The sequence below is a fragment of the Actinomycetospora sp. CA-084318 genome, from assembly GCF_050955885.1.
Lineage (GTDB): Bacteria > Actinomycetota > Actinomycetes > Mycobacteriales > Pseudonocardiaceae > Actinomycetospora.
Window position 1 is genome coordinate 2506822 of the sequence record NZ_CP192098.1, and the last position, 18276, is coordinate 2525097.

Consider the following 18276-nt stretch of genomic DNA (forward strand, 5'->3'; position numbering starts at 1 on the left):
GGCGATCCACCTGGACGTGGAATCCCTCGCGAGTTGGCTGATCCTCGGCCTCGGCCTACTCGTGATCCCGGTCGTCTCCGCCGCGCTCACGTACCGATTGCTGCGTGCCCCGGTGTGGGCGTGGCAGGCGGTGCTCGCCCGGAAGCTGTCGGGCGTGCCCGCGTTCCTCGGCATCGGCGCGGTGACCACCATCGCCCTGTCGTACGCGACGGGCCTCCCCGCGGAGGTCTCGTCGGTCGCGGCCGTGGTCACGGGGGTGCTCGTCGCGGGCAGCGTCTGCTTCACCGCCCGCGGCCTGCGCGTCGAGCGGGAGGTCAGCCCGCCAGACGCACCGGCAGGTGCTTGATCCCGTTCACGAAGATCGACTGCAGGCGGTCCGGCTCGCCGACGACCTCGAGGTCGCCCATGTCGGTCAGCAGCCGCCGGAACATCACACCCGCCTCGCGCCGCGCGAGGTGCGCGCCGAGGCAGAAGTGCGGGCCGTGGGCGCCGAAGCCCTGGTGCGGGTTGGGGGAGCGGCGCAGGTCGAGCCGGTCCGGCTCGGTGAACACCGTCTCGTCGCGGTTCGCCGACCCGTAGAGGAGCAGCAGCTTCTCCCCGGCCTGCACGGGCACGTCGCCGACCGTCGTGTCCTCGACCACCGTGCGCCGCATCCAGTTGATCGGCGACGCCCAGCGGACCACCTCGTCGACCGCGGTCGGCAGCTCCGGCTCCGCGGCCCACAGGGCGCGGGCGTCCGGGTCGAGGTGCATGCCCCACACGCCGTGGGTGACCGCGTTGCGGGTGGTCTCGTTGCCGGCGACGCAGAGCAGGATGAAGAACGAGGCGATCTCCTGGTGCGAGAGCCGCTCGCCGTCGACCTCCCCGTGCACCAGCGCCGAGAGCACGTCGTCGTGCGGGTCGGACTCGACCGACGCCGCGAGCTCGGTCATCAGCCCGGACAGGCCCGCACCCGCCGTCAGGTAGTCCTGCAGCGGGTTCTCCGAGGTGACGTACTCGGGGTCGTCGCCGGCGAGGATCATGTTCGACCAGGTGAAGACGTCCTCGCGGCGCGACTCCGGGATGCCCATCATGTCGCAGATCAGCAGCAGGGGGAGGGGCGCCGAGATCTCGGTGACGAGGTCGAACTCGCCGCCGTTCGCCGCGGCCTTCTCCCGGGCCCGGGCGAGGACCTCGTCGGCGATCCGCTCGACGTCGTCGATCAGGCCGGACACCCGCTTCGGGGTGAACGCCGCCGCGGCGATGCGCCGGATCTTGGTGTGGCGCGGCGCGTCCATGCTGATCAGCGAGCCGAAGAACTCGTGCGCCTCGGCGGGCAGGTCGAGGATCGACACGGCTCCGCGCCCGGAGCAGAACCGCTGCGGGTTGCGGCTGACCTCGTCGACGTCGGCGTGCCGCGCGACGACCCGGAACCCGTTGCCCTTCGGGAAGCCCGGGAACTCCGGCTCCTCGAACCACGGCAGGCCCTCGGTGGCGCGCAGCTCGGCGAACGCGGCGTAGCGGTCCTTCCAGGGCAGCGCCCAGAACTCGCGGTTGCCGAGATCCATCAGTCCTCCAAGATCGTCACGAGCGCGGTGGTCAGGAGCTTCCGGACGGCGGACCGGTCCAGCGAGCCACGCACGAGCCACTCGCGCGAGGCCGCCCGGACCATGCCGAAGAAGGCGCGCACCCGGGCGCGCAGGGGTTCGTCGCAGGGATCCAGGTCGAGGGCGGTGAGCACCCGGTCGACGGCGGTCTCGTCGGAGTCCTCCACGACGGCGTCCACCTCGGCGTCCCCGGAGAGCCCGATCCCGACCGACAACCACAGCGTCCGCCGGTCCTCCACGGTGTCGAGGAACCAGTCGACGGCCGCCGCGGCCCGGTCCTCGCGACGGTGCCCCGCGAGGTCGGCCGCCGCCTGCTCCGGGATCGTCAGGAGCTCCCGCAGCGCCTCGAGGTACAGCGCGCGCTTCGTCCCGAAGTAGTGGTTGAGCAGGGCGCGGGCCACGCCCGCCTCCCGCGCCAGGTCGGTCGTCGAGACCTCGCCGTACGGACGCTCGGCGTACAGGCGCAGCGCCGCGTCCAGGATCTCGGTGCGGCGCGCGTCCGGGTCGAGCCGCCGGCGGGCCGCGAGCTCGGTCACCACCTCACCCCGACTCAGTGCAGCACCGTGAGCGGCAGCCGCAGCGCGCCGGGCGCCTCGGCCGGCACGACGGGCCGCTCCGGGGCGACCGGCTCGACCCGGCGGTACGCGTCGCCCGGGGCCGGGCGCGGGTCGGGTTCGCCCGCGTTCGGCCACAGCGACAACGCCCGCTCGGCGAGCGCGGTGATCGTCAACGACGGGTTCACGCCGAGGTTCGACGGGATCGTCGAGCCGTCGATCACGTGCACGCCGGGGTGGCCGTGCAGGCGGTGGTAGGCGTCGACGACGCCGTCGTCCGGGGTGGAGCCGAGCAGTGCGCCGCCGAGGAAGTGCCCGGTGACCGGGATGTTCGCGAGGCTCGACGCCGCGCCCACCGGGACGCCGCGGATGCGCCGCGCGACCCGCCGCGCCACCTCGTGCCCCGCGGGGATCCACGGCGGGTTCGCCTCCCCGTCGGCGGCGGCGCTGGTGAGCCCGGGCAGGAACCGTCGGCGGCGCAGCGTCAGCGAGTTGTTCAGCGTCTGCATCACCAGCAGCACGATCGACTCCTCCGACCAGCGGCGCGGCCGGTGGATGAGCGGGAGTTCCCGACGACGCGTCAGGAACTCCCGCGCGACGCGGCGCCAGCCCGGGCCCTGCCGTCCGATGGTCGGGTCGTCGGGGTCGGGGGAGCCGTCGATGAGCATCGCCGACATCAGCGCGAGCAGGTTCGATCCGTGGCCGTAGCGCACCGGCTCGACGTGGGTGTTCTCGTCGACGTGCAACGACGAGGTGATCGCGACGCCGTCGGTGAAGTCCGCGGTCGGGTCGGGTGTGCGGGCCGCGAGGATCGCCTCGGAGTTGGTGCGCACGCCCTGGCCGAGCCGGCGTGAGACGCGGGGGAGGGAGCCCTTGTCGCGCTGCCGGTGCAGCAGGCGCTGCGTGCCCAGCGCGGAGGCGGAGACGACCACCTGGCCCGCCGTCAGGACGCGTCGTCGGGAACGCCTCCCGGGGCGCGGGGTCTCGCGGACCTCGACCTCGTAGCCCGAGGCACCCGAGAGGTCGCCGTGGCGGGGGCGGATGACGGTGGCGGTGGTCAGCGGGTGCACGACGGCGCCCGCGGCCTCGGCGAGGTGCAGGTAGTTCTTCGCGACCGTGTTCTTCGCGTTGTGCCGGCAGCCCGTCATGCACTCGCCGCAGTCGATGCAGGTCCGGCGGGCGGGCCCGGCGCCGCCGAAGTAGGGGTCGGGCACCTCGACGCCGGGCTCGTCGCCGAAGAGCACCCCGACGTCGGCGTTGCGGTAGGTGTGCCCGACGCCGAGCTCCTCGGCGACGTCGCGCATCACGGCGTCGGCGGCGGAGGTGCGCGGGTAGGTCTGCACGCCGAGCATGCGGGAGGCCTGGTCGTAGTGGCGGTCGAGCTCGTCGTCCCAGTCGACGCCCGCGGGCCAGGTGCCGTCGGTGAACACGCGCGCGGGCGGGCGGTAGAGGGTGTTCGCGTACACCAGCGATCCGCCGCCGACGCCCGCGCCGGAGAGCACGAGCACGTGCCGCAGCGGGTCGATGCGGAAGATCCCGTGGAAGCCCAGCCGTGGCGCCCACAGGAAGTCGCGCAGGTGCCACGAGGTGCGCGCGAACTCGTGGTCGGCGAAGCGGCGACCCGCCTCGAGCACCCCGACCCGGTAGCCCTTCTCGGTGGCCCGCAGCGCGGCGACCCCGCCGCCGAATCCCGAGCCGATCACGAGGACGTCGTAGTCCATGCCGGGCACTCTGCGCCGCTTGTTGGCAGCTTGTCAACAGTGTGCTCCGTTCGCCCGTGGCGGAACGCCGGGACGGGGTACGGCGTGGTCTGCGACGGTGCTCGACATGGGTGAGCTGATCCGGCTGGACGCGCATCGGCGCAACCGAACGAGCGGCACTCTCGCGCACATAGATGCTGCGAGAGTGCCGCTCGCTCAGAAGGGTGGTGGCCCCGAACCGCTGTGGCGCGAGGTCGTCGGCCGGCGGGTCCGGGCGGTGCGCCGGGAGCGGGGCGAGCGCCTGGCCGACACCGCCGAGCGCGCCGGCATCTCGCCGCAGTACCTGTCCGAGGTCGAGCGCGGCCGCAAGGACCCGTCGAGCGAGATCCTCGCGGCCGTCGCGGGCGCGCTGGACGTGTCGCTGCGCGACCTGATCGGGCTCGCGCACACCGATCTCGCCCGCGGGGCCGGCGGGCGGGGGCCGATGCTGCTGGCCGGGTGATCATCGAGCACCGTCGGTGGTGCGGTATGGCGGCCGGCCGCCGTAGGTGCTCGCTCGACCGGTGGGCCGCCGCGCGAACAGCCTGATCAGTGTCGCTCGATCACCTGGTCGACGATCCCGTAGTCGCGGGCTGCGGCCGCGGTGAGGACCAGGTCGCGGTCGGTGTCGCGCCGGAGCGTCTCCGACGACTGCCCGGTGTGCTTCGCCAGGATCGTCTCCATCTCCGCGCGGACCCGCACCACCTCGTCGGCGGCGAGGATCAGGTCCGGGATCGCGCCGCGGCCCTGGGCGGCGGGCTGGTGGAGCACGATGCGGGCGTGCGGCAGTGCCGAGCGTCGGCCCGGCGCCCCGGCCGCGAGCAGCACCGCGCCCGCGGCGACGGCCTGGCCCACGCACGTCGTCGCGATCGGGGCGCGGACGTACTGCAGAGTGTCGTAGACCGCGAGCATCGCCGCCGTGTCCCCGCCCTCGCAGTTGACGTAGAGCCCGATCTCCTGGTCCGGGGCGTCGGACTCGAGGTGCAGCAGCTGGGCGATCAGCGCGTTCGCGACGCCGGCGTCGATCGCCGTGCCCAGGTACACGATCCGTTGGCTCAGAAGGTGGGAGTAGACGTCGGTGATCCGCTCGCCGCGCGAGTCACGCGTGAGGACGTTTGGGATCGTGTAGCTGCTCATGCCGCCACCCCCATCCCGACCCGCAGCCGCCGCACCGGCATGACCTGGTCGAAGCTCGACACGATCCCGTCGACGAACCCGTAGTCGCGGGCCTCGGCGGCGGTGAACCAGCGGTCGTGCAGCGAGTCCTCGAACACCCGCTCCGGCGGCTGGCCGGTGTCCTCGGCGATCAGGCCGAGCACGGTGTCGCGGGTGTGGCGCAGGTCGTTGGCCTGCACCTCGACCTCGACGGCCGATCCGCCGATTCCCGACGACCCCTGGTGCATCAGGATCTTCGCGTGCGGCAGGGCGAACCGCTTGCCCGGCGTCCCCGCCGAGAGCAGGAACTGCCCGGCGCTGCACGCGAGGCCGAGCGCGAGGGTGGAGACGTCGACCGGCACGAGCCGCATCACGTCCCGGATCGCGAGCATCGCCGGCACCGAGCCGCCGGGGGAGTGGATCCACAGCGCGATGTCGGCGGAGTCGTTCTCCGCCGCGAGGGTGAGCAGGTGGGTGGCGAGGGCGGTGCCGTTGTCGTCGTCGAGCGGGCCGTCGAGCACGAGCACGCGGTGCCGCAGCAACTGGGCCCGCAGGTCGGGGGAGAAGGACGTCGGGTCGGTCATGGCGTCGACCCTGGCGTCCCGACGACGGGTCCTGCCGCGGTTTCCGCTCCCGGCAGCGCCACGCTGCTCTGAGCAGCGTCAGCGGCCAGGGAAGATCTCGTCGCGCCGAGCGATGTGCGCGCTCAGCGGGCACATCGCGCGGCGCGTCGCGATCGTCGTCAGGGAATCCGCAGCCGACCGTCGGCGTCGAACAGGTCGTGGCACCCGGCGACGAACTCGGCTCGCGCGCGGGCGGCCAGCTCCGGCCACTGCGCGCGCGGCACGCACAGCGGGCCGTCCGAGCCGAGGAACGCGTTCATCCCGTGCAGGGCGATCCAGCGCGGATCGTAGTCGCTCGCCGTCGCCGCGTCCCACACAGCGACCCGGTCGACCAGCCCGGGCAGCAGACCCGGCTCGGCGAACGCCCACCGGTTGATCGGCGGACCGTGCGCCTCGGTCAGCGCGCCGCACGCCGCGCCGGCGGACGGGTCCGTGCAGCGGGACGCGTCGAACCGCGCCCGGAGCTGGCCCGCGTAGAACCAGAAGGCGCCGGTCTCGCGGTGCCCGTCGGCGAAGACCACCGACGCCATCGCCATGAGCACCGCCGGGCACCAGCGCTCCGGCGTCGCCAGGATCCGGGCGATCGCGGCGGCCCGGGTGGGCGTGCCGAGGTCGGCCAGGACCGCGAGCTGGTCGGACATGTCGATCTCGTCGTACTCGCTCATGGCGTCGACCCTGGTCACGACGACGTTCTCGGGCCTCCGTACGACTACCTACCCTGGAGTTTGTGATCGTCGCCGCCCTGCACGTCGCCCCGGAGCGGAAGGCGCCGATGCAGGCGGTGGAGCGCATCGAGTGCGAGGCAGGGACGGGCGTCGTCGGGGACCGCTACTTCGGGACGCGCCACCGCCACGTCTCCGTCCAGTCCCTCGAGGAGCTCGCCGAGGCGGCCGAGGCCAGGGGAGCCCCGGTGCCGGCCGGGGACACCCGCCGCACGGTCACCGTCGACACCGGCCGGGTCCCGACGACGCCCGGGGCCCGCATCCGGCTCGGCGACGTCGAGCTCGAGGTGGTCCGCAAGGCCGCGCCGTGCCGCGTCATGGAGACCTCCGTCGGCCCCGGAGCGGCGCGCGCGATGCACGAGCGCGGCGGGGCGATCTGCCGGGTCCTGAACTCGGGCGCGGTCGAGGTCGGGGCACCGGTCAGCTGGTGACGGCCTCCACGGTCACCTCGTGGGCGAGCATCACGGCCTGGCCGCTGACCGGGTCGAGGTGGGCCGCGCCGCCGGGGATCACGTCGTTGACGTTGACCCCGGGCAGGGCCCGGGCCCGTCTCGGACCGGTCCCGGCGTGGCCCCAGCCGTGCGGCACGACGACGACCCCGCGCGCGACGTCGGTCGTCAGCGACACCGGCAGGACGATCCGGCCCGTCGGGCTCGCCACCGCCACGGCCGACCCGTCGACGATGCCGCGGGCGGCGGCGTCGTCGGGATGGAGCAGTGCGGTGTTGCCCTCGGGCTGGCGGATGTGTCCGTTGTTGTGCATCCACGAGTTGTGCGAGCGCCGGTCGCGCCGCCCGATCAGTCGCAGCACGTCGGGGCGGGCCAGGTCGGCCTCGACGGCCTCGAGCCGGGCGAGGTCGGCGAGCAGGTCGGGCGGCGCGAGGTCGACCAGCCCGTCGGAGGTGGCGACCCGCCGGCCGAGGAACGACCCGGGCTCCGTCGGCGGCAGCAGCACGCCCTCGGGGCGGCGACGCAGCTCGTCGAGCGTCGTGCGGCCGCCCCAGCGCAGCAGCAGCGCGACGACCTGGTCCGGCCCGACGCGCAGGCGCCCTGGGAGACGGGCGAGGAGTCGGTCGAGCCACGGGAGCACGTGGGCCGCGGTCGTGCCCCACGGGCGGACGCCGCACGCGAGGGCGAGGTCGGAGAAGATGCGCCACTCGGTGCGGCGCTCGGCGACGGGTGCGACGACGGGCGGGGTCCACTGGGCGTGCGGGACCACCTGCAGCGGCTGGTGGGAGGCCGGGAAGTCGCTGCGCTCGAGCATGTCGGTGGCCGGCAGGACGTAGTCGGCGTGGGCGGCGGTCTCGTTGCGGTAGAGGTCGACGCTGACGAGCAGGTCCAGCTCCGGCAGTGCGTCGCGCAGCTCGCCGCCCGGGACGGAGTGGACGGGGTTGCCGGCGGTCACGAACAGGGCGCGGATCCGGTCGGGGTGGTCGGTCGTGATCTCCCGGGCGAGCGCGCCGGCCGGGAAGGCGCCCGCGACCCGGTGCCAGCGGCCGTCGGTGGTCCGGTGCTCGTCGAAGCGGCCGAGCCCGATGAGGCCGGCGAGGCGCACGGTGTCGACCGCGCCCCGGGGGACGAGCAGCCCGCCGCGGCGGTCGAGGTTGCCGGTCAGCAGGTTGATGCCCTGGATGAGCCAGTAGGCGATCGAGCCGAACGGGCCCATGTTCACGCCGGTCGAGCAGTAGAGCGCCGCGCCGTCGGCCGCCGCGTAGGCACGGGCGAGCTCGCGGATCGTCGTCGCCGCGATGCCGGTGACGGCCTCGGCGCGCTCCGGGGTCCACGGTGCGGCGGCCGCGACGAACGCGTCGACGCCGCGCGCGACCCGGCGCGCGGGCGCGAGGTCGAGGCCGTCCTCGTGGGTGAGGACGTGCAGCATCGCGGCGAGCAGGTAGGCGTCGGTGCCCGGCCGGATCGGCAGGTGCTCGCCGAGGCGGCGTGCGGTCTCGGTGCGCCGCGGATCGACGATCACCACCCGGCCGCCGCGCTCGGTGATGCGCTGCAGCGCCCCGGCGGCGTCCGCGACGGTGACCACCGACATCTGGCTGACGAGCGGGTTCGAGCCGAGGCAGACGAACAGCTCGACGTGCTCGAGGTCGGGGACCGGGTGCACCAGGGAGAGCCCGTACATCTCGGTCGAGACGTGGAACTTCGTGTTCACGTCCACCGAGTGCGAGGCGAACACGTTGGGGGAGCCGAGCGCCTCGACGAACGCGGCCGACATCGTCGTGTGCGCGAAGGAGAAGAACGTCGGGTTGCCCTGGTACAGCGCGACCGCCCGCGGCCCGTGCCGGTCGACGAGGCCCCGCACCCGGGCGCCGATCTCGGCGAGCGCCTGGTCCCACCCGATCGGCACGAGCTCGCCGTCGACCCGCTTCAGCGGGGTGTCGAGCCGGTCCTCGTCGTGGTGCAGCGCCCCGAGGCCGAGACCCTTCACGCAGCAGTAGCCCTGCGACACCGGGTGCTCGCGGTCGGGCCGCACCTTGAGGACCTGCTCGTCGGCCACGTCCACGACCAGGCCGCAGTGCACCTCGCAGATGCGGCAGAACGTCCGGACGCTGCGGGTCGGGGTGCTCACCCGGGCGACCCTAGGGGCGGGCGGCAAGAACGTGCTGACGCGTGGGCCCGAGCCCGGCGGCCCGTCGTCGGGAATGCGGGAATCCTGGCCGGACCGGCACGATCAGTGCAGCGAGATCAGGTCGCCGTCCGGAGCCCAGGCGACCGGGAGACCGGCCGCGGGCTCCAGCCGCCCGGTCCGGGCGAAGCCGGCCCAGACCGCCCGCAGGTCGCGGCCCGTCGCGTCGACCTCCGGCCACGGGGTGGTGCCGAGCATCGGAGAGGACCACCACGCGGCACGGTCGCCGAGCAGGAGCGGCAGCTCGAGGCAGTGGGTGGCGCCGAAGGGCGAGCCGTCGGGCCGCCAGTCGAGGCGGTAGGCACCTCGGAGTGGACGGTCCTCGGCCCATGCGGCGAACATCCCCCGCGAGAGGTGCGCTCGGGCACCGTCGGATCGGTGCGCTGCGGCGGCGCGAACCGGGCTGCGCGCGCATAGCGGACAGGACCGGAGCGCGCCACGTCGGACACGAGTCGATCCTAGGTCGACCCCGCCCGGGTCACCGGGTCGTCGGACGCAGCGCGACGACGACCGTCGTCGCCACCACCGCGTGCATCGCCATCAGCCCGACCACGTTGGCGACGGTCGCGCCCTGACCGAACAGCAGCAGGTCGGGGATCCAGGTCAGGGCCAGCACGATGGGCACGACGACGGGCAGCGCGCGCGGGGCGACGCGCCGGACGCCGAACCAGCCGAGGGTGCCGAGCAGGACGCCCACCACGGTGGCCGGGAGGAAGACCTGCGGCTGCAGGCCCATGCCGATCCCGTCCGCGTCCAGGGCGCTCGCGACCAGGGCGATCACCCCGTTGAGCAAGGCAGCCACGACGAGGGCGACGCCGAGCCGGGCCGCGATCGGGGTGGTGCGGACGGCGGTGGTGGTCATGGCGGTGCTCCTCTGGGTTGCGTGTGCAACTCGGAGTCTGCGCGGGGTTGCGTGTTAAAGTCAATGCTCGTGGAGGACGAACCGCGCTGGCTCACCGACGAGGAGCGCCCGGCCTGGATCGCGCTGTGCAAGACGCTGATGACGCTGCCGGGCGCGCTGGAGAGCCAGCTGCTGCGCGACGCGGACCTGACGCTGTTCGGCTACATGATCCTGGCGCGGCTCTCGCTCTCCGAGGGCGGCTCGATGCAGATGAGCGACGTCGCCGAGATGGCGAACGGGTCGCTGCCACGGACGTCGCACGCGGTCGCCCGCCTGGAGGCGCGGGGGTGGGTCACCCGCACGGTGTGCACGGGGCAGGGCCGGCGGTTCACGATCGCGACCCTCACCGACGCCGGTCGCGCGCACCTCGAGGCGGCTGCCCCCGCCCACGTGGCCGAGGTGCGGCGCCTCGTCGTCGACCCGCTCGGCGGGGACCTGCTCGCCGTGGGCGCGGCGATGGAGCGCGTCGTCGCCGCCCTCGGTCTGCCGGCCGGGTCGCTCGCGCCGGAGGGAGTCGCGGGCACGGAACGAACGGGCCGTTCGACCCGATAGATCGTGCCGAACGACCCGTTCGTGCCGGAAGGGCAGCTCAGCGCCGCGTGAGCAGCGGCACCGCGAGGTCGCGCAGCGGCCCGGGGAGCGCGAGCTGGTCGCAGGCGTCGAAGTGCGTGCCGCCCTCCTGCGCCAGCACGTCCGTCGGCACTCCGGGCCAGGCGTCGACCAGCAGGCGCTGCTGGCGCTCGAACTCGCCCGGCTCGTCCCCGCCGCAGGTCAGGAGCAGCGGGCCGGGGCCGGTCGGGGTCATGTGCACCGGGCTCGCGTCGTGCGCGCTCTGCTCGGACATCCCCAGCACGTCGTTGAGGTACGACCGGCGGATCGGGTCCAGGTCGTACAGCCCGCTGATCCCGACGACGGGTCCGACGGTGTCGGCGGGCAGGTCGTACCCGCCCCAGTCGGTGGCCATCGCCGCGGTGACGAGGTGGCCGCCTGCGGAGTGCCCGACGAGACCGATCCCGGTCGGGGCGGCGCCCAGGTCTGGCGCCCGGCGGGCCAGCTCCGCGACGCCCGCCCGGACGTCGGCGATCACGTCGTCGATCGCCACCTCGGGCACCAACCGGTAGTCGAGGGACGCGAACACCGCACCGGCCGTCAGGAAGGGTTCGGCGAGGAACCCGAATGTCTCCTTGTCCAGGGCCTGCCAGTAGCCGCCGTGGACGAACACCACCAGCGGGGCGGGTCCGCCGCCGGGGGCGGGGGAGTAGACGTCCACGGCCTGCCTGACGTGGTCGCCGTAGCGGATCGTCCGGGCCGGGTGCTCGCGGCGCAGCGCCTCGCTGCGGGCGAGCCAGTCGGCGATGATCGCGTCCGCGTCGTCCACCAGCGCCCGCGCGTCGTACTGCGCGTCCAGCCATTCCTTCGTCGCCGTCACCCCGCCCGGGTACCCACCGGGGCCGGACCGGTCGAACGACCGACGCGGGCGGCGCCGCCCAGCACCAAACTGGCGCGCATGACGATCACGCCGACGTGGGACGGGGCGCTCACCCGGGGTCCGGTGCACGGGCCGCTGCCGATCCTCCTGCTGCTGCTCACGTTCTCCACCGGGGCGGTCGACGCCGTGAGCGTGCTGTCGCTGGGCCGCGTCTTCGTGGCCAACATGACCGGCAACATCGTCTTCATCGGGTTCGCGCTCGCGGGCGCACCGGGCTTCGCGCTGGCGGCGTCCCTGGCCGCCCTCGCCGGCTTCCTGGTCGGCGCCCTCGCCGGTGGCGTGGTGGTCACCCGGTTCCGGGCCCGGCGGGGACGCCTGCTGCTGGTGACGGTGCTCGTCGAGGTCCTGCTCGTGGCGGTCGCCGTGGTGCTGCTCGCGCTCGGGCTCCAGGTGACGTCGGCCGGCGCGTCGGGCGTCGCCGTGCTGCTCGCCCTCGCGCTCGGGCTGCAGAACACCACCGTCCGCCACCTCGCGGTACCGGACCTGACGACCACGGTCCTGACCATGACGATCACCGGCATCGGCGCGGACGTGCGACGCTCCGGGGTCCGCGTGCTCGGCCGTCGGCTGCTCGCGGTGGGCACGATGCTCGTCGGTGCCCTGGTCGGCGCGCTGCTCGTGCTGAGCGCGGGCCCGGTGTGGGCGCTGGTACCGGTGCTGGTCGCCGGGGTCGTCGTCGCGGGCGTCCTCGGGGTCCACGAACGCCGACCGGTCGCGGCCTGGCAGAGCCCGACCTGAGTCCCCGGGAGGGGCGTCGGACCCCGCCACGGCCGTTCTCTAGGCTGCCCGTCGACATGCGCTCGACCCCGTGGCGCGTCGGCGCGCAACGGGAGGGGGGCGATGTGGCGGTCACGCTCGACGGGGCCTCCGCCCCGCTGTCCGTCCTGCTGGTCGAGGACGACGACGCCGACGCCCTGCTCGTCGCCGAGCACCTCGCCGACGCCGAGGTCGCCGGCGGCTTCTCCGCGACGCTGCACCGGGCCCGCACCCTCGCCGAGGCCGACCGGATGCTCGACGGCGTCGAGTGCGTCCTGCTCGACCTCGCCCTGCCCGACGGCGAGGGGCTCGACGCCCTGGCGCGGGTGCTGCGCCACCACGGCGGGCCCGCCGTGGTGGTCCTGACGGGGCGGCACGACCACGAGCTCGGGACCCGCGCCGTCGCCGCCGGCGCCCAGGACTACCTGCTCAAGCACCACGTGGACGGTCCGTCGCTCTCGCGGGCGCTGCGCTACGCGGTGGAGCGGGTGCGCGGCGAGCGGGTCCGGCAGCAGCTCTGGGACGCCCACACCCGCGCCGAGGAGAACGTCCGCCTCGAGCGGGGCCTGCTGCCGACCCCGCTGGTCACCGACCCCGACGTCGCCATCGCCGTGCGCTACGAGCCCGGCGGCGGGCGGCGGCTGCTCGGCGGCGACTTCTACGACGCGGTCGAGGCCGCCGACGGCACCCTGCACGTGGTGATCGGCGACGTCTGCGGCCACGGGCCCGACGAGGCCGCCCTCGGGGTCAACCTCCGGATCGCCTGGCGGACCGTGGTCCTCGCGGAGACCGCCGACACGCAGATGCTGCCGGTCCTCGGGCGCCTGCTCGTGCACGAGCGGGCCCGCACGGGCATCTTCGCCACCCTCGCCGTGCTGACCGTCGACCCCGACCGACGGCGGGCCCGCCTGCGCCTCGCGGGCCACCCGCCGCCCGTGCTGATGGATCTCGGCGGGAAGGTGCAGCCGCTGCCGGTCACCCGGCTCGGACGTCCGATCGGGATCGTCTCCGACGACCGGTGGGAGGAACTCGAGGTGGAGCTGCCCCCGGGCTGGGCGATGCTGCTCTACACCGACGGGCTGGTGGAGGGCCGGCCGGTCGCCTCCGCCGTTCCCGACGACGACGTGCTGGGCACCGACGGTCTGCTCACCGTCCTCGAGCGCTGCCTGCGCGACGAGCCGACCGACGGCCTGGACGCCGCCGGCGCGGAGCGGTTGCTCGACCGGGTCCTCGAGCAGGTCCGCACGCTCACCGTCGAGCGGGCCGACGACGTCGCGGCCGTGCTGGTGGTGTCGGGCCGGTGAGCACGACGACCGCCCCGGAACGCGACCCGCTCGCCCGCCGGTCGCTGCACCGCCTGCTCGTCACGGCGGGCGTGGCCGGCGCGGTGCTGCTGGTGGCCGTCGGGGTCGTCACCGGGCTCGCGCTCACGGCCCTCGCGCGGGAGCGCGCGGCGCTGCTGGGCCGGGTCGGGCCGGAGGCGCTGGAGGGGGCGAACGCCGCGGCCCGGATGGTCGACGTGGTCGGCCTCGTGGCGCTGCTGGTGCTCGCCGCCGGGCTCGTCGGGCTGTTGCTGTGGCTGCGCCGGGCGGTCGTGCGGCCGACCGAGCAGCTCGCCACCGAGGTCCGCGACGTGGCCTCGGGGGACCTCGAGCGCCCGATCGGCGTCCGGGGGCCGCGGGAGATCACGTCGCTGAGCCGCGACGTCGACGCCATGCGGCGCGCGCTGCTCGCCGAGCTGGCGGCCATCGAACGGGCCCGCGGCGAGCTCGACCGGCGGGGTCGGGAGCTGGAGCGGTCGAACTCCGACCTCGAGCAGTTCGCCTACGTCGCCTCGCACGACCTGCAGGAGCCGCTGCGCAAGGTCACGAGCTTCTGCCAGCTGCTGCAGCGCCGCTACGGCGGACAGCTCGACGAGCGCGCCGACCAGTACATCGAGTTCGCCGTCGACGGCGCCAAGCGCATGCAGGTGCTGATCAACGACCTGCTGGCGTTCTCGCGGGTCGGGCGCGCGGACGGTCCGGTCGAGGAGGTCGAGGGCGACGACCTGCTCGACCGGGCGACGCGGAACCTCGCCGGGGCGCTGGAGGAGACCGGCGGCGAGATCACCCACGACCGGCTGCCGCGGCTGTCCGCGGAACCGGCCCTGCTCACCACCGTCTTCCAGAACCTGCTCGGGAACGCCCTCAAGTTCCACGGCGAGGAGCCCCCGCGGGTGCACGTCGGCGTGGAGCGCGACGACGACCGGTGGCTGCTGCGGTTCACCGACAACGGCATCGGGATCGAGCCGGAGTACGCCGACCAGATCTTCACCATCTTCCAGCGCCTGCACGGCCGCTCGGCCTACCCGGGGACGGGGATCGGCCTCGCGATGTGCCGCAAGATCGTCGAGCACCACGGCGGGACCATCCGGCTCGATCCCACCCCCGGCCCCGGGAGCACCTTCGTCGTGACCCTGCCGGCCCTGGACCACCCCACCGAGGAGAACCCGTGACGACCCCGCCCGACGAGATCGACGTGCTGCTGGTCGAGGACGACGAGGGCGACGTCCTCATGACCCGTGAGGCGTTCGAGCACCACAAGCTGCGCAACACCCTGCACGTGGTCTCCGACGGCGTGGAGGCGCTGGAGTTCCTGCGCCGCGAGGGCGCGCACGCCGACGCCCCGCGCCCGGGCCTGATCCTGCTCGACCTCAACCTGCCGCGGAAGGACGGCCGGCAGGTCCTCGAGGAGATCAAGTCCGACGAGACGCTGCGGTCCATCCCCGTGGTGGTGCTGACCACGTCGCAGGCCGAGGAGGACATCCTGCGCAGCTACGACCTGCACGCGAACGCCTACGTCGCCAAGCCCGTCGACTTCGAGCGCTTCATCGACATCATCCGCCAGATCGACGACTTCTTCGTGACGGTGGTGAAGCTCCCGCGCTGAGGAGCGCCGTCGACCTCTAAGGTGTCCGATGTGCTCCACACCGTCGTGCTCGAGCCCGTGCGAGACGAGTTCTGGCCCAGTCGCCGGATCGACGCGTTCGACGAGTTCTGTCGTCGTTGATCCGAGCCCGCGAGCCCCCACCCGCACCGCACAGAGGAACCGCACATGAGCACCCCCGAGACCAACTGGTCGTTCGAGACCAAGCAGATCCATGCCGGCGCGCAGCCCGACCCGGCGACGAACGCCCGCGCCACCCCGATCTACCAGACGACGTCGTACACGTTCCGCGACACCCAGCACGGCTCCGACCTGTTCTCGCTGGCCGAGCCGGGCAACATCTACACGCGGATCATGAACCCGACGACCGACGTGCTCGAGCAGCGCGTCAACGCCCTGGAGGGCGGCGTCGCGGCGCTCGCGTTCGCGAGCGGCAGCGCGGCGACGACGGCCGCGATCCTCACCATCGCCGAGTCGGGCGACCACATGGTGTCCAGCCCCAGCCTCTACGGCGGCACCTACAACCTGTTCCACTACACGCTGCCGAAGATGGGCATCGAGGTCACGTTCGTCGAGGACCAGGACGACCTCGAGCAGTGGCGCAACGCCGCCCGGCCGAACACCAAGCTGTTCTTCGCCGAGACGCTGCCCAATCCCGGCAACAACGTGCTCGACATCCGCGGCGTGGCCGACACCGCCCACGAGGTCGGCGTCCCGCTGCTGGTCGACAACACGGTGCCGACGCCCTACCTGGTCCGCCCGATCGAGCACGGCGCCGACGTCGTGATCCACTCGGCCACCAAGTTCCTCGGCGGCCACGGCACCTCGATCGCCGGCGTCGTCGTCGACGGCGGCACCTTCGCCTTCGGCGAGCACGGCGACCGCTTCCCCGGCTTCACCGAGCCCGACCCGAGCTACCACGGCCTCAAGTTCTGGGAGGCCCTCGGCCCGGGCGCGTTCGCCGCGAAGATGCGCGTGCAGCACCTCCGGGACACCGGTGCCGCGCTCAGCCCGTTCAACGCGTTCCTCGTGCTGCAGGGCATCGAGACGCTGAGCCTGCGCATGGACCGCCACGTCGCGAACGCCCAGGCGATCGCGGAGTGGCTCGAGTCCCGCGACGAGGTCGAGCAGGTCTGGTACGCGGGCCTCGAGTCGAGCCCGTGGCACGCGGCCCAGCAGCGCTACCTGCCGCGCGGCGCGGGCGCGATCGTCGCCTTCGAGCTGCGCGGTGGCGTGGAGGCCGGCCGGGCGTTCGTCGACGGCACCTCGCTGCACTCCCAGCTCGCCAACATCGGCGACGTCCGCAGCCTGATCGTGCACCCGGCGTCGACCACCCACAGCCAGCTCTCCGAGCCCGAGCAGCGCTCCAGCGGCGTCACCCCGGGCCTGGTGCGACTGTCGGTCGGCATCGAGAACCTCGAGGACATCCGGGCCGACCTCGAGGCGGGCTTCACCGCGGCGAAGTCGACGACTGCGTGACCCAGCTGCTGCCGGGCGGTCGTGCCGTGGGATCCCCGGGACCCCGTCCCGACGACGGCTCGGTGCCGGTCCTCCCTCCCGCCACCGGTGCGTGGCGGGAGGGGTACCCGGTCGGTGACCGCCGGTTCGTGACCCTGCCCGACCCGCTGCCGCTGGAGAGCGGGTCGGCGCTGCCCGACGTCACCGTCGCCTACGAGAGCTGGGGCACCTTCGACGGCTCCAACGCGATCCTCGTCCTGCACGCCCTGACCGGGGACTCGCACGTCGTCGGGACGACGGGGCTCGGGCACCCGACGCCCGGCTGGTGGGCGGGCATCATCGGGCCGGGCCTGACGATCGACACCGACCGCTGGTACGTCGTCGCCCCCAACGTCCTCGGCGGCTGCCAGGGGACGACGGGGCCGGCGTCGACCGCGTCGGACGGCCGCCCCTGGGGCTCACGCTTCCCGCGCACGAGCGTGCGCGACCAGGTCGCCCTCGAGGTCCGGCTCGCCGACCAGCTCGGCATCGGCTCCTGGGCGGCCGTGCTCGGCGGGTCGATGGGTGGGATGCGGGCGGTCGAGTGGGCGGTGACGCACCCCGAGCGCGTGGAGCGGCTGCTGCTCCTCGCCTGCTGCGCGGCGGCGTCGGCCGACCAGATCGCGTGGGCGTCGCCGCAGCTCGCGGCCATCCGCGAGGACCCGAACTGGTGCGGCGGGGACTACCACGACCGCGGCCGCGGCCAGGGCCCGCACGTCGGACTCGGGGTGGCGCGCCGCATCGCGCACGCCACCTACCGCACCGCCGAGGAGCTGGACACGCGCTTCGGGCGGCGGCCCCAGCCGGGGGAGGACCCCTACGACGCGACGGCCCCGGGGCGGTTCGCCGTGGAGTCCTACCTCGACCACCACGCCGAGAAGCTGGTGCACCGGTTCGACGCCGGGTCCTACGTCGCGCTGACGGCCGCCATGAACGGCCACGACGTCTCCCGCGGTCGCGGCACGATGGCCGAGGCGCTCGGGCGCGTCACCGCGCGCACCGTGGTCGCGGGGTCGACCACCGACCGGCTCTACCCGCTCGCGCAGCAGGAGGAGCTGGCCGAGCTCATCCCGGGCGCCGGCCCGGTGGAACGCATCGAGTCGCCCTACGGGCACGACGCGTTCCTCATCGAGACGCGGCGCCTCGCGGAGATCCTGTCGACCCTGTTGGGGTGAGGGACGCGAACGGCTCGAGCGACCCGCCGTCGTGGATGCGGTCCAGGAGGTCCTTCACGACGGCGTCGGCGAGCCGGTAGCGCACGACGCGGCCGTCGCGGTGCGCGCTGACCAGGTTCTGCGCCCGCAGCAGGCGCAGGGCCTGGCTCGTCGTGGAGTCCTTGAGGCCGGCCGCGAGGGCGAGGTCGGACACGCAGATCTCGCCGACCTCGTGGATGCAGAGCAGCAGCGTCAGCCGCGTGGGGTCGGCCAGCAGCGCGAACCGCGACACCCACCCGTGCATCGTCGCGGCGTCCGGCAGCGCCTCGACCGCCGCGCAGACGCGGTGGTCGCCGTCGACGCCGACGGCGTCCGGATCCCCGGTGAGGTGCACGGGCGGAGTATCCCACGGGGGACGGGCCCCTTCCCGAGCGAGCGGCACTCTCGCAGCATCTATGTGCGCGAGAGTGCCTCAGTGTCAGTGTCGGTGGTGCCGCTGATGGCGGTGCTGGGATCCTGGTCGCTGGTGTTCTGGCTCGGA

Annotated in this window: 21 protein-coding genes; 10 read left to right on the plus strand and 11 right to left on the minus strand. The window is 73.9% G+C overall.

Features of this window, described 5'->3' with window-relative positions; translation table 11 throughout:
* The first annotated feature begins 16 nt into the window (after window positions 1–16).
* Complete coding sequence (locus ACQPYX_RS12245) at window positions 17–346, plus strand: hypothetical protein (protein ID WP_433803186.1); 330 nt, start codon at window positions 17–19, stop codon at window positions 344–346.
* On the opposite strand, the gene ACQPYX_RS12250 is transcribed toward ACQPYX_RS12245, so the two are convergent.
* From ACQPYX_RS12250 to ACQPYX_RS12260, 3 genes are read right to left on the minus strand one after another with little or no spacing between them, the layout of a single operon-like run.
* Window positions 315–1547: a cytochrome P450 gene (locus ACQPYX_RS12250; RefSeq protein WP_433803187.1), complete on the minus strand. Its 1233-nt coding sequence runs from the start codon at window positions 1545–1547 to the stop codon at window positions 315–317. The genes ACQPYX_RS12245 and ACQPYX_RS12250 overlap by 32 nt on opposite strands.
* Window positions 1547–2122, minus strand: a complete 576-nt coding sequence (locus ACQPYX_RS12255) for a TetR/AcrR family transcriptional regulator (RefSeq protein WP_433803188.1) — start codon at window positions 2120–2122, stop codon at window positions 1547–1549. Before ACQPYX_RS12255 ends, ACQPYX_RS12250 begins: the two co-directional genes overlap by 1 nt.
* 14 nt (window positions 2123–2136) lie before the next feature.
* The gene (locus tag ACQPYX_RS12260; RefSeq protein WP_433803189.1) at window positions 2137–3861 is read right to left on the minus strand and encodes a GMC family oxidoreductase N-terminal domain-containing protein; all 1725 of its coding nucleotides are present in this window, start codon (window positions 3859–3861) and stop codon (window positions 2137–2139) included.
* 184 nt (window positions 3862–4045) lie between these two features.
* Here ACQPYX_RS12260 and ACQPYX_RS12265 point away from each other — a divergent pair, with 184 nt between their 5' ends.
* Window positions 4046–4342, plus strand: a complete 297-nt coding sequence (locus ACQPYX_RS12265) for a helix-turn-helix domain-containing protein (RefSeq protein ID WP_433803190.1) — start codon at window positions 4046–4048, stop codon at window positions 4340–4342.
* An 86-nt stretch (window positions 4343–4428) separates the two neighbouring features.
* Here ACQPYX_RS12265 and ACQPYX_RS12270 read toward each other — a convergent pair whose 3' ends face one another.
* The 3 genes from ACQPYX_RS12270 to ACQPYX_RS12280 form a co-directional block, all read right to left on the minus strand.
* Complete coding sequence (locus ACQPYX_RS12270; RefSeq protein WP_433803191.1) at window positions 4429–5016, minus strand: ClpP family protease; 588 nt, start codon at window positions 5014–5016, stop codon at window positions 4429–4431.
* Window positions 5013–5618: a ClpP family protease gene (locus ACQPYX_RS12275; protein WP_433803192.1), complete on the minus strand. Its 606-nt coding sequence runs from the start codon at window positions 5616–5618 to the stop codon at window positions 5013–5015. Before ACQPYX_RS12275 ends, ACQPYX_RS12270 begins: the two co-directional genes overlap by 4 nt.
* Before the next feature lie 158 nt (window positions 5619–5776).
* A complete protein-coding gene (locus tag ACQPYX_RS12280) occupies window positions 5777–6340 on the minus strand; it encodes a hypothetical protein (RefSeq protein WP_433803193.1) in 564 nt (187 codons plus the stop codon).
* 44 nt (window positions 6341–6384) lie between these two features.
* On the opposite strand from ACQPYX_RS12280, the gene ACQPYX_RS12285 reads away from it, so the two are divergent.
* Entirely contained in the window at window positions 6385–6810 is a 426-nt protein-coding gene (locus ACQPYX_RS12285; RefSeq protein WP_433803194.1) for an MOSC domain-containing protein, read from the plus strand.
* On the opposite strand, the gene ACQPYX_RS12290 is transcribed toward ACQPYX_RS12285, so the two are convergent.
* The 3 genes from ACQPYX_RS12290 to ACQPYX_RS12300 all read right to left on the minus strand — a co-directional run bounded on the left by ACQPYX_RS12290 (window position 6800) and on the right by ACQPYX_RS12300 (window position 9875).
* Complete coding sequence (locus ACQPYX_RS12290; RefSeq protein ID WP_433803195.1) at window positions 6800–8956, minus strand: molybdopterin-containing oxidoreductase family protein; 2157 nt, start codon at window positions 8954–8956, stop codon at window positions 6800–6802. The two genes, ACQPYX_RS12285 and ACQPYX_RS12290, sit on opposite strands and share 11 nt — an antisense overlap.
* A 102-nt stretch (window positions 8957–9058) precedes the next feature.
* Window positions 9059–9355, minus strand: coding sequence for a hypothetical protein (locus ACQPYX_RS12295; protein ID WP_433803196.1), 297 nt, complete (start codon window positions 9353–9355; stop codon window positions 9059–9061).
* Between the two features lie 136 nt (window positions 9356–9491).
* The gene (locus ACQPYX_RS12300; protein ID WP_433803197.1) at window positions 9492–9875 is read right to left on the minus strand and encodes a DUF6069 family protein; all 384 of its coding nucleotides are present in this window, start codon (window positions 9873–9875) and stop codon (window positions 9492–9494) included.
* 69 nt (window positions 9876–9944) lie between these two features.
* On the opposite strand from ACQPYX_RS12300, the gene ACQPYX_RS12305 reads away from it, so the two are divergent.
* Complete coding sequence (locus tag ACQPYX_RS12305) at window positions 9945–10466, plus strand: MarR family winged helix-turn-helix transcriptional regulator (RefSeq protein ID WP_433803198.1); 522 nt, start codon at window positions 9945–9947, stop codon at window positions 10464–10466.
* A 37-nt stretch (window positions 10467–10503) separates the two neighbouring features.
* Here the strand turns inward: ACQPYX_RS12305 and ACQPYX_RS12310 are convergent, their stop codons facing one another.
* Window positions 10504–11343 carry an alpha/beta hydrolase gene (locus ACQPYX_RS12310; RefSeq protein ID WP_433803199.1) on the minus strand — a complete coding sequence of 280 codons (840 nt, stop codon included), beginning with the start codon at window positions 11341–11343 and terminating at the stop codon, window positions 10504–10506.
* Window positions 11344–11421: 78 nt separating this feature from the next.
* Here ACQPYX_RS12310 and ACQPYX_RS12315 point away from each other — a divergent pair, with 78 nt between their 5' ends.
* The 6 genes from ACQPYX_RS12315 to metX all read left to right on the plus strand — a co-directional run bounded on the left by ACQPYX_RS12315 (window position 11422) and on the right by metX (window position 17756).
* Window positions 11422–12141: a YoaK family protein gene (locus ACQPYX_RS12315; protein WP_433803200.1), complete on the plus strand. Its 720-nt coding sequence runs from the start codon at window positions 11422–11424 to the stop codon at window positions 12139–12141.
* A gap of 104 nt (window positions 12142–12245) precedes the next feature.
* The gene (locus ACQPYX_RS12320) at window positions 12246–13463 is read left to right on the plus strand and encodes a PP2C family protein-serine/threonine phosphatase (RefSeq protein WP_433803201.1); all 1218 of its coding nucleotides are present in this window, start codon (window positions 12246–12248) and stop codon (window positions 13461–13463) included.
* Window positions 13460–14653 carry a sensor histidine kinase gene (locus ACQPYX_RS12325; RefSeq protein WP_433803202.1) on the plus strand — a complete coding sequence of 398 codons (1194 nt, stop codon included), beginning with the start codon at window positions 13460–13462 and terminating at the stop codon, window positions 14651–14653. Before ACQPYX_RS12320 ends, ACQPYX_RS12325 begins: the two co-directional genes overlap by 4 nt.
* A complete protein-coding gene (locus tag ACQPYX_RS12330; RefSeq protein ID WP_433803203.1) occupies window positions 14650–15087 on the plus strand; it encodes a response regulator in 438 nt (145 codons plus the stop codon). Before ACQPYX_RS12325 ends, ACQPYX_RS12330 begins: the two co-directional genes overlap by 4 nt.
* Window positions 15088–15252: 165 nt before the next feature.
* The gene (locus ACQPYX_RS12335) at window positions 15253–16563 is read left to right on the plus strand and encodes a bifunctional o-acetylhomoserine/o-acetylserine sulfhydrylase (protein WP_433803204.1); all 1311 of its coding nucleotides are present in this window, start codon (window positions 15253–15255) and stop codon (window positions 16561–16563) included.
* A 26-nt stretch (window positions 16564–16589) separates the two neighbouring features.
* Complete coding sequence (gene metX / locus ACQPYX_RS12340; RefSeq protein ID WP_433803205.1) at window positions 16590–17756, plus strand: homoserine O-acetyltransferase MetX; 1167 nt, start codon at window positions 16590–16592, stop codon at window positions 17754–17756.
* On the opposite strand, the gene ACQPYX_RS12345 is transcribed toward metX, so the two are convergent.
* Complete coding sequence (locus ACQPYX_RS12345; protein ID WP_433803206.1) at window positions 17707–18129, minus strand: ArsR/SmtB family transcription factor; 423 nt, start codon at window positions 18127–18129, stop codon at window positions 17707–17709. The two genes, metX and ACQPYX_RS12345, sit on opposite strands and share 50 nt — an antisense overlap.
* Window positions 18130–18276 lie beyond the last annotated feature (147 nt).

Excerpts from the sequence above, each read along its gene's own strand:
- ACQPYX_RS12250 (WP_433803187.1), bottom strand. The coding sequence starts at position 1,547 with ATGGATCTCGGCAACCGCGAGTTCTGGGCGCTGCCCTGGAAGGACCGC.
- ACQPYX_RS12260 (WP_433803189.1), bottom strand. The coding sequence starts at position 3,861 with ATGGACTACGACGTCCTCGTGATCGGCTCGGGATTCGGCGGCGGGGTC.
- ACQPYX_RS12270 (WP_433803191.1), bottom strand. The coding sequence starts at position 5,016 with ATGAGCAGCTACACGATCCCAAACGTCCTCACGCGTGACTCGCGCGGC.
- ACQPYX_RS12275 (WP_433803192.1), bottom strand. The coding sequence starts at position 5,618 with ATGACCGACCCGACGTCCTTCTCCCCCGACCTGCGGGCCCAGTTGCTG.
- ACQPYX_RS12295 (WP_433803196.1), bottom strand. The coding sequence starts at position 9,355 with ATGTTCGCCGCATGGGCCGAGGACCGTCCACTCCGAGGTGCCTACCGC.
- ACQPYX_RS12300 (WP_433803197.1), bottom strand. The coding sequence starts at position 9,875 with ATGACCACCACCGCCGTCCGCACCACCCCGATCGCGGCCCGGCTCGGC.
- ACQPYX_RS12315 (WP_433803200.1), top strand. The coding sequence starts at position 11,422 with ATGACGATCACGCCGACGTGGGACGGGGCGCTCACCCGGGGTCCGGTG.
- ACQPYX_RS12335 (WP_433803204.1), top strand. The coding sequence starts at position 15,253 with ATGAGCACCCCCGAGACCAACTGGTCGTTCGAGACCAAGCAGATCCAT.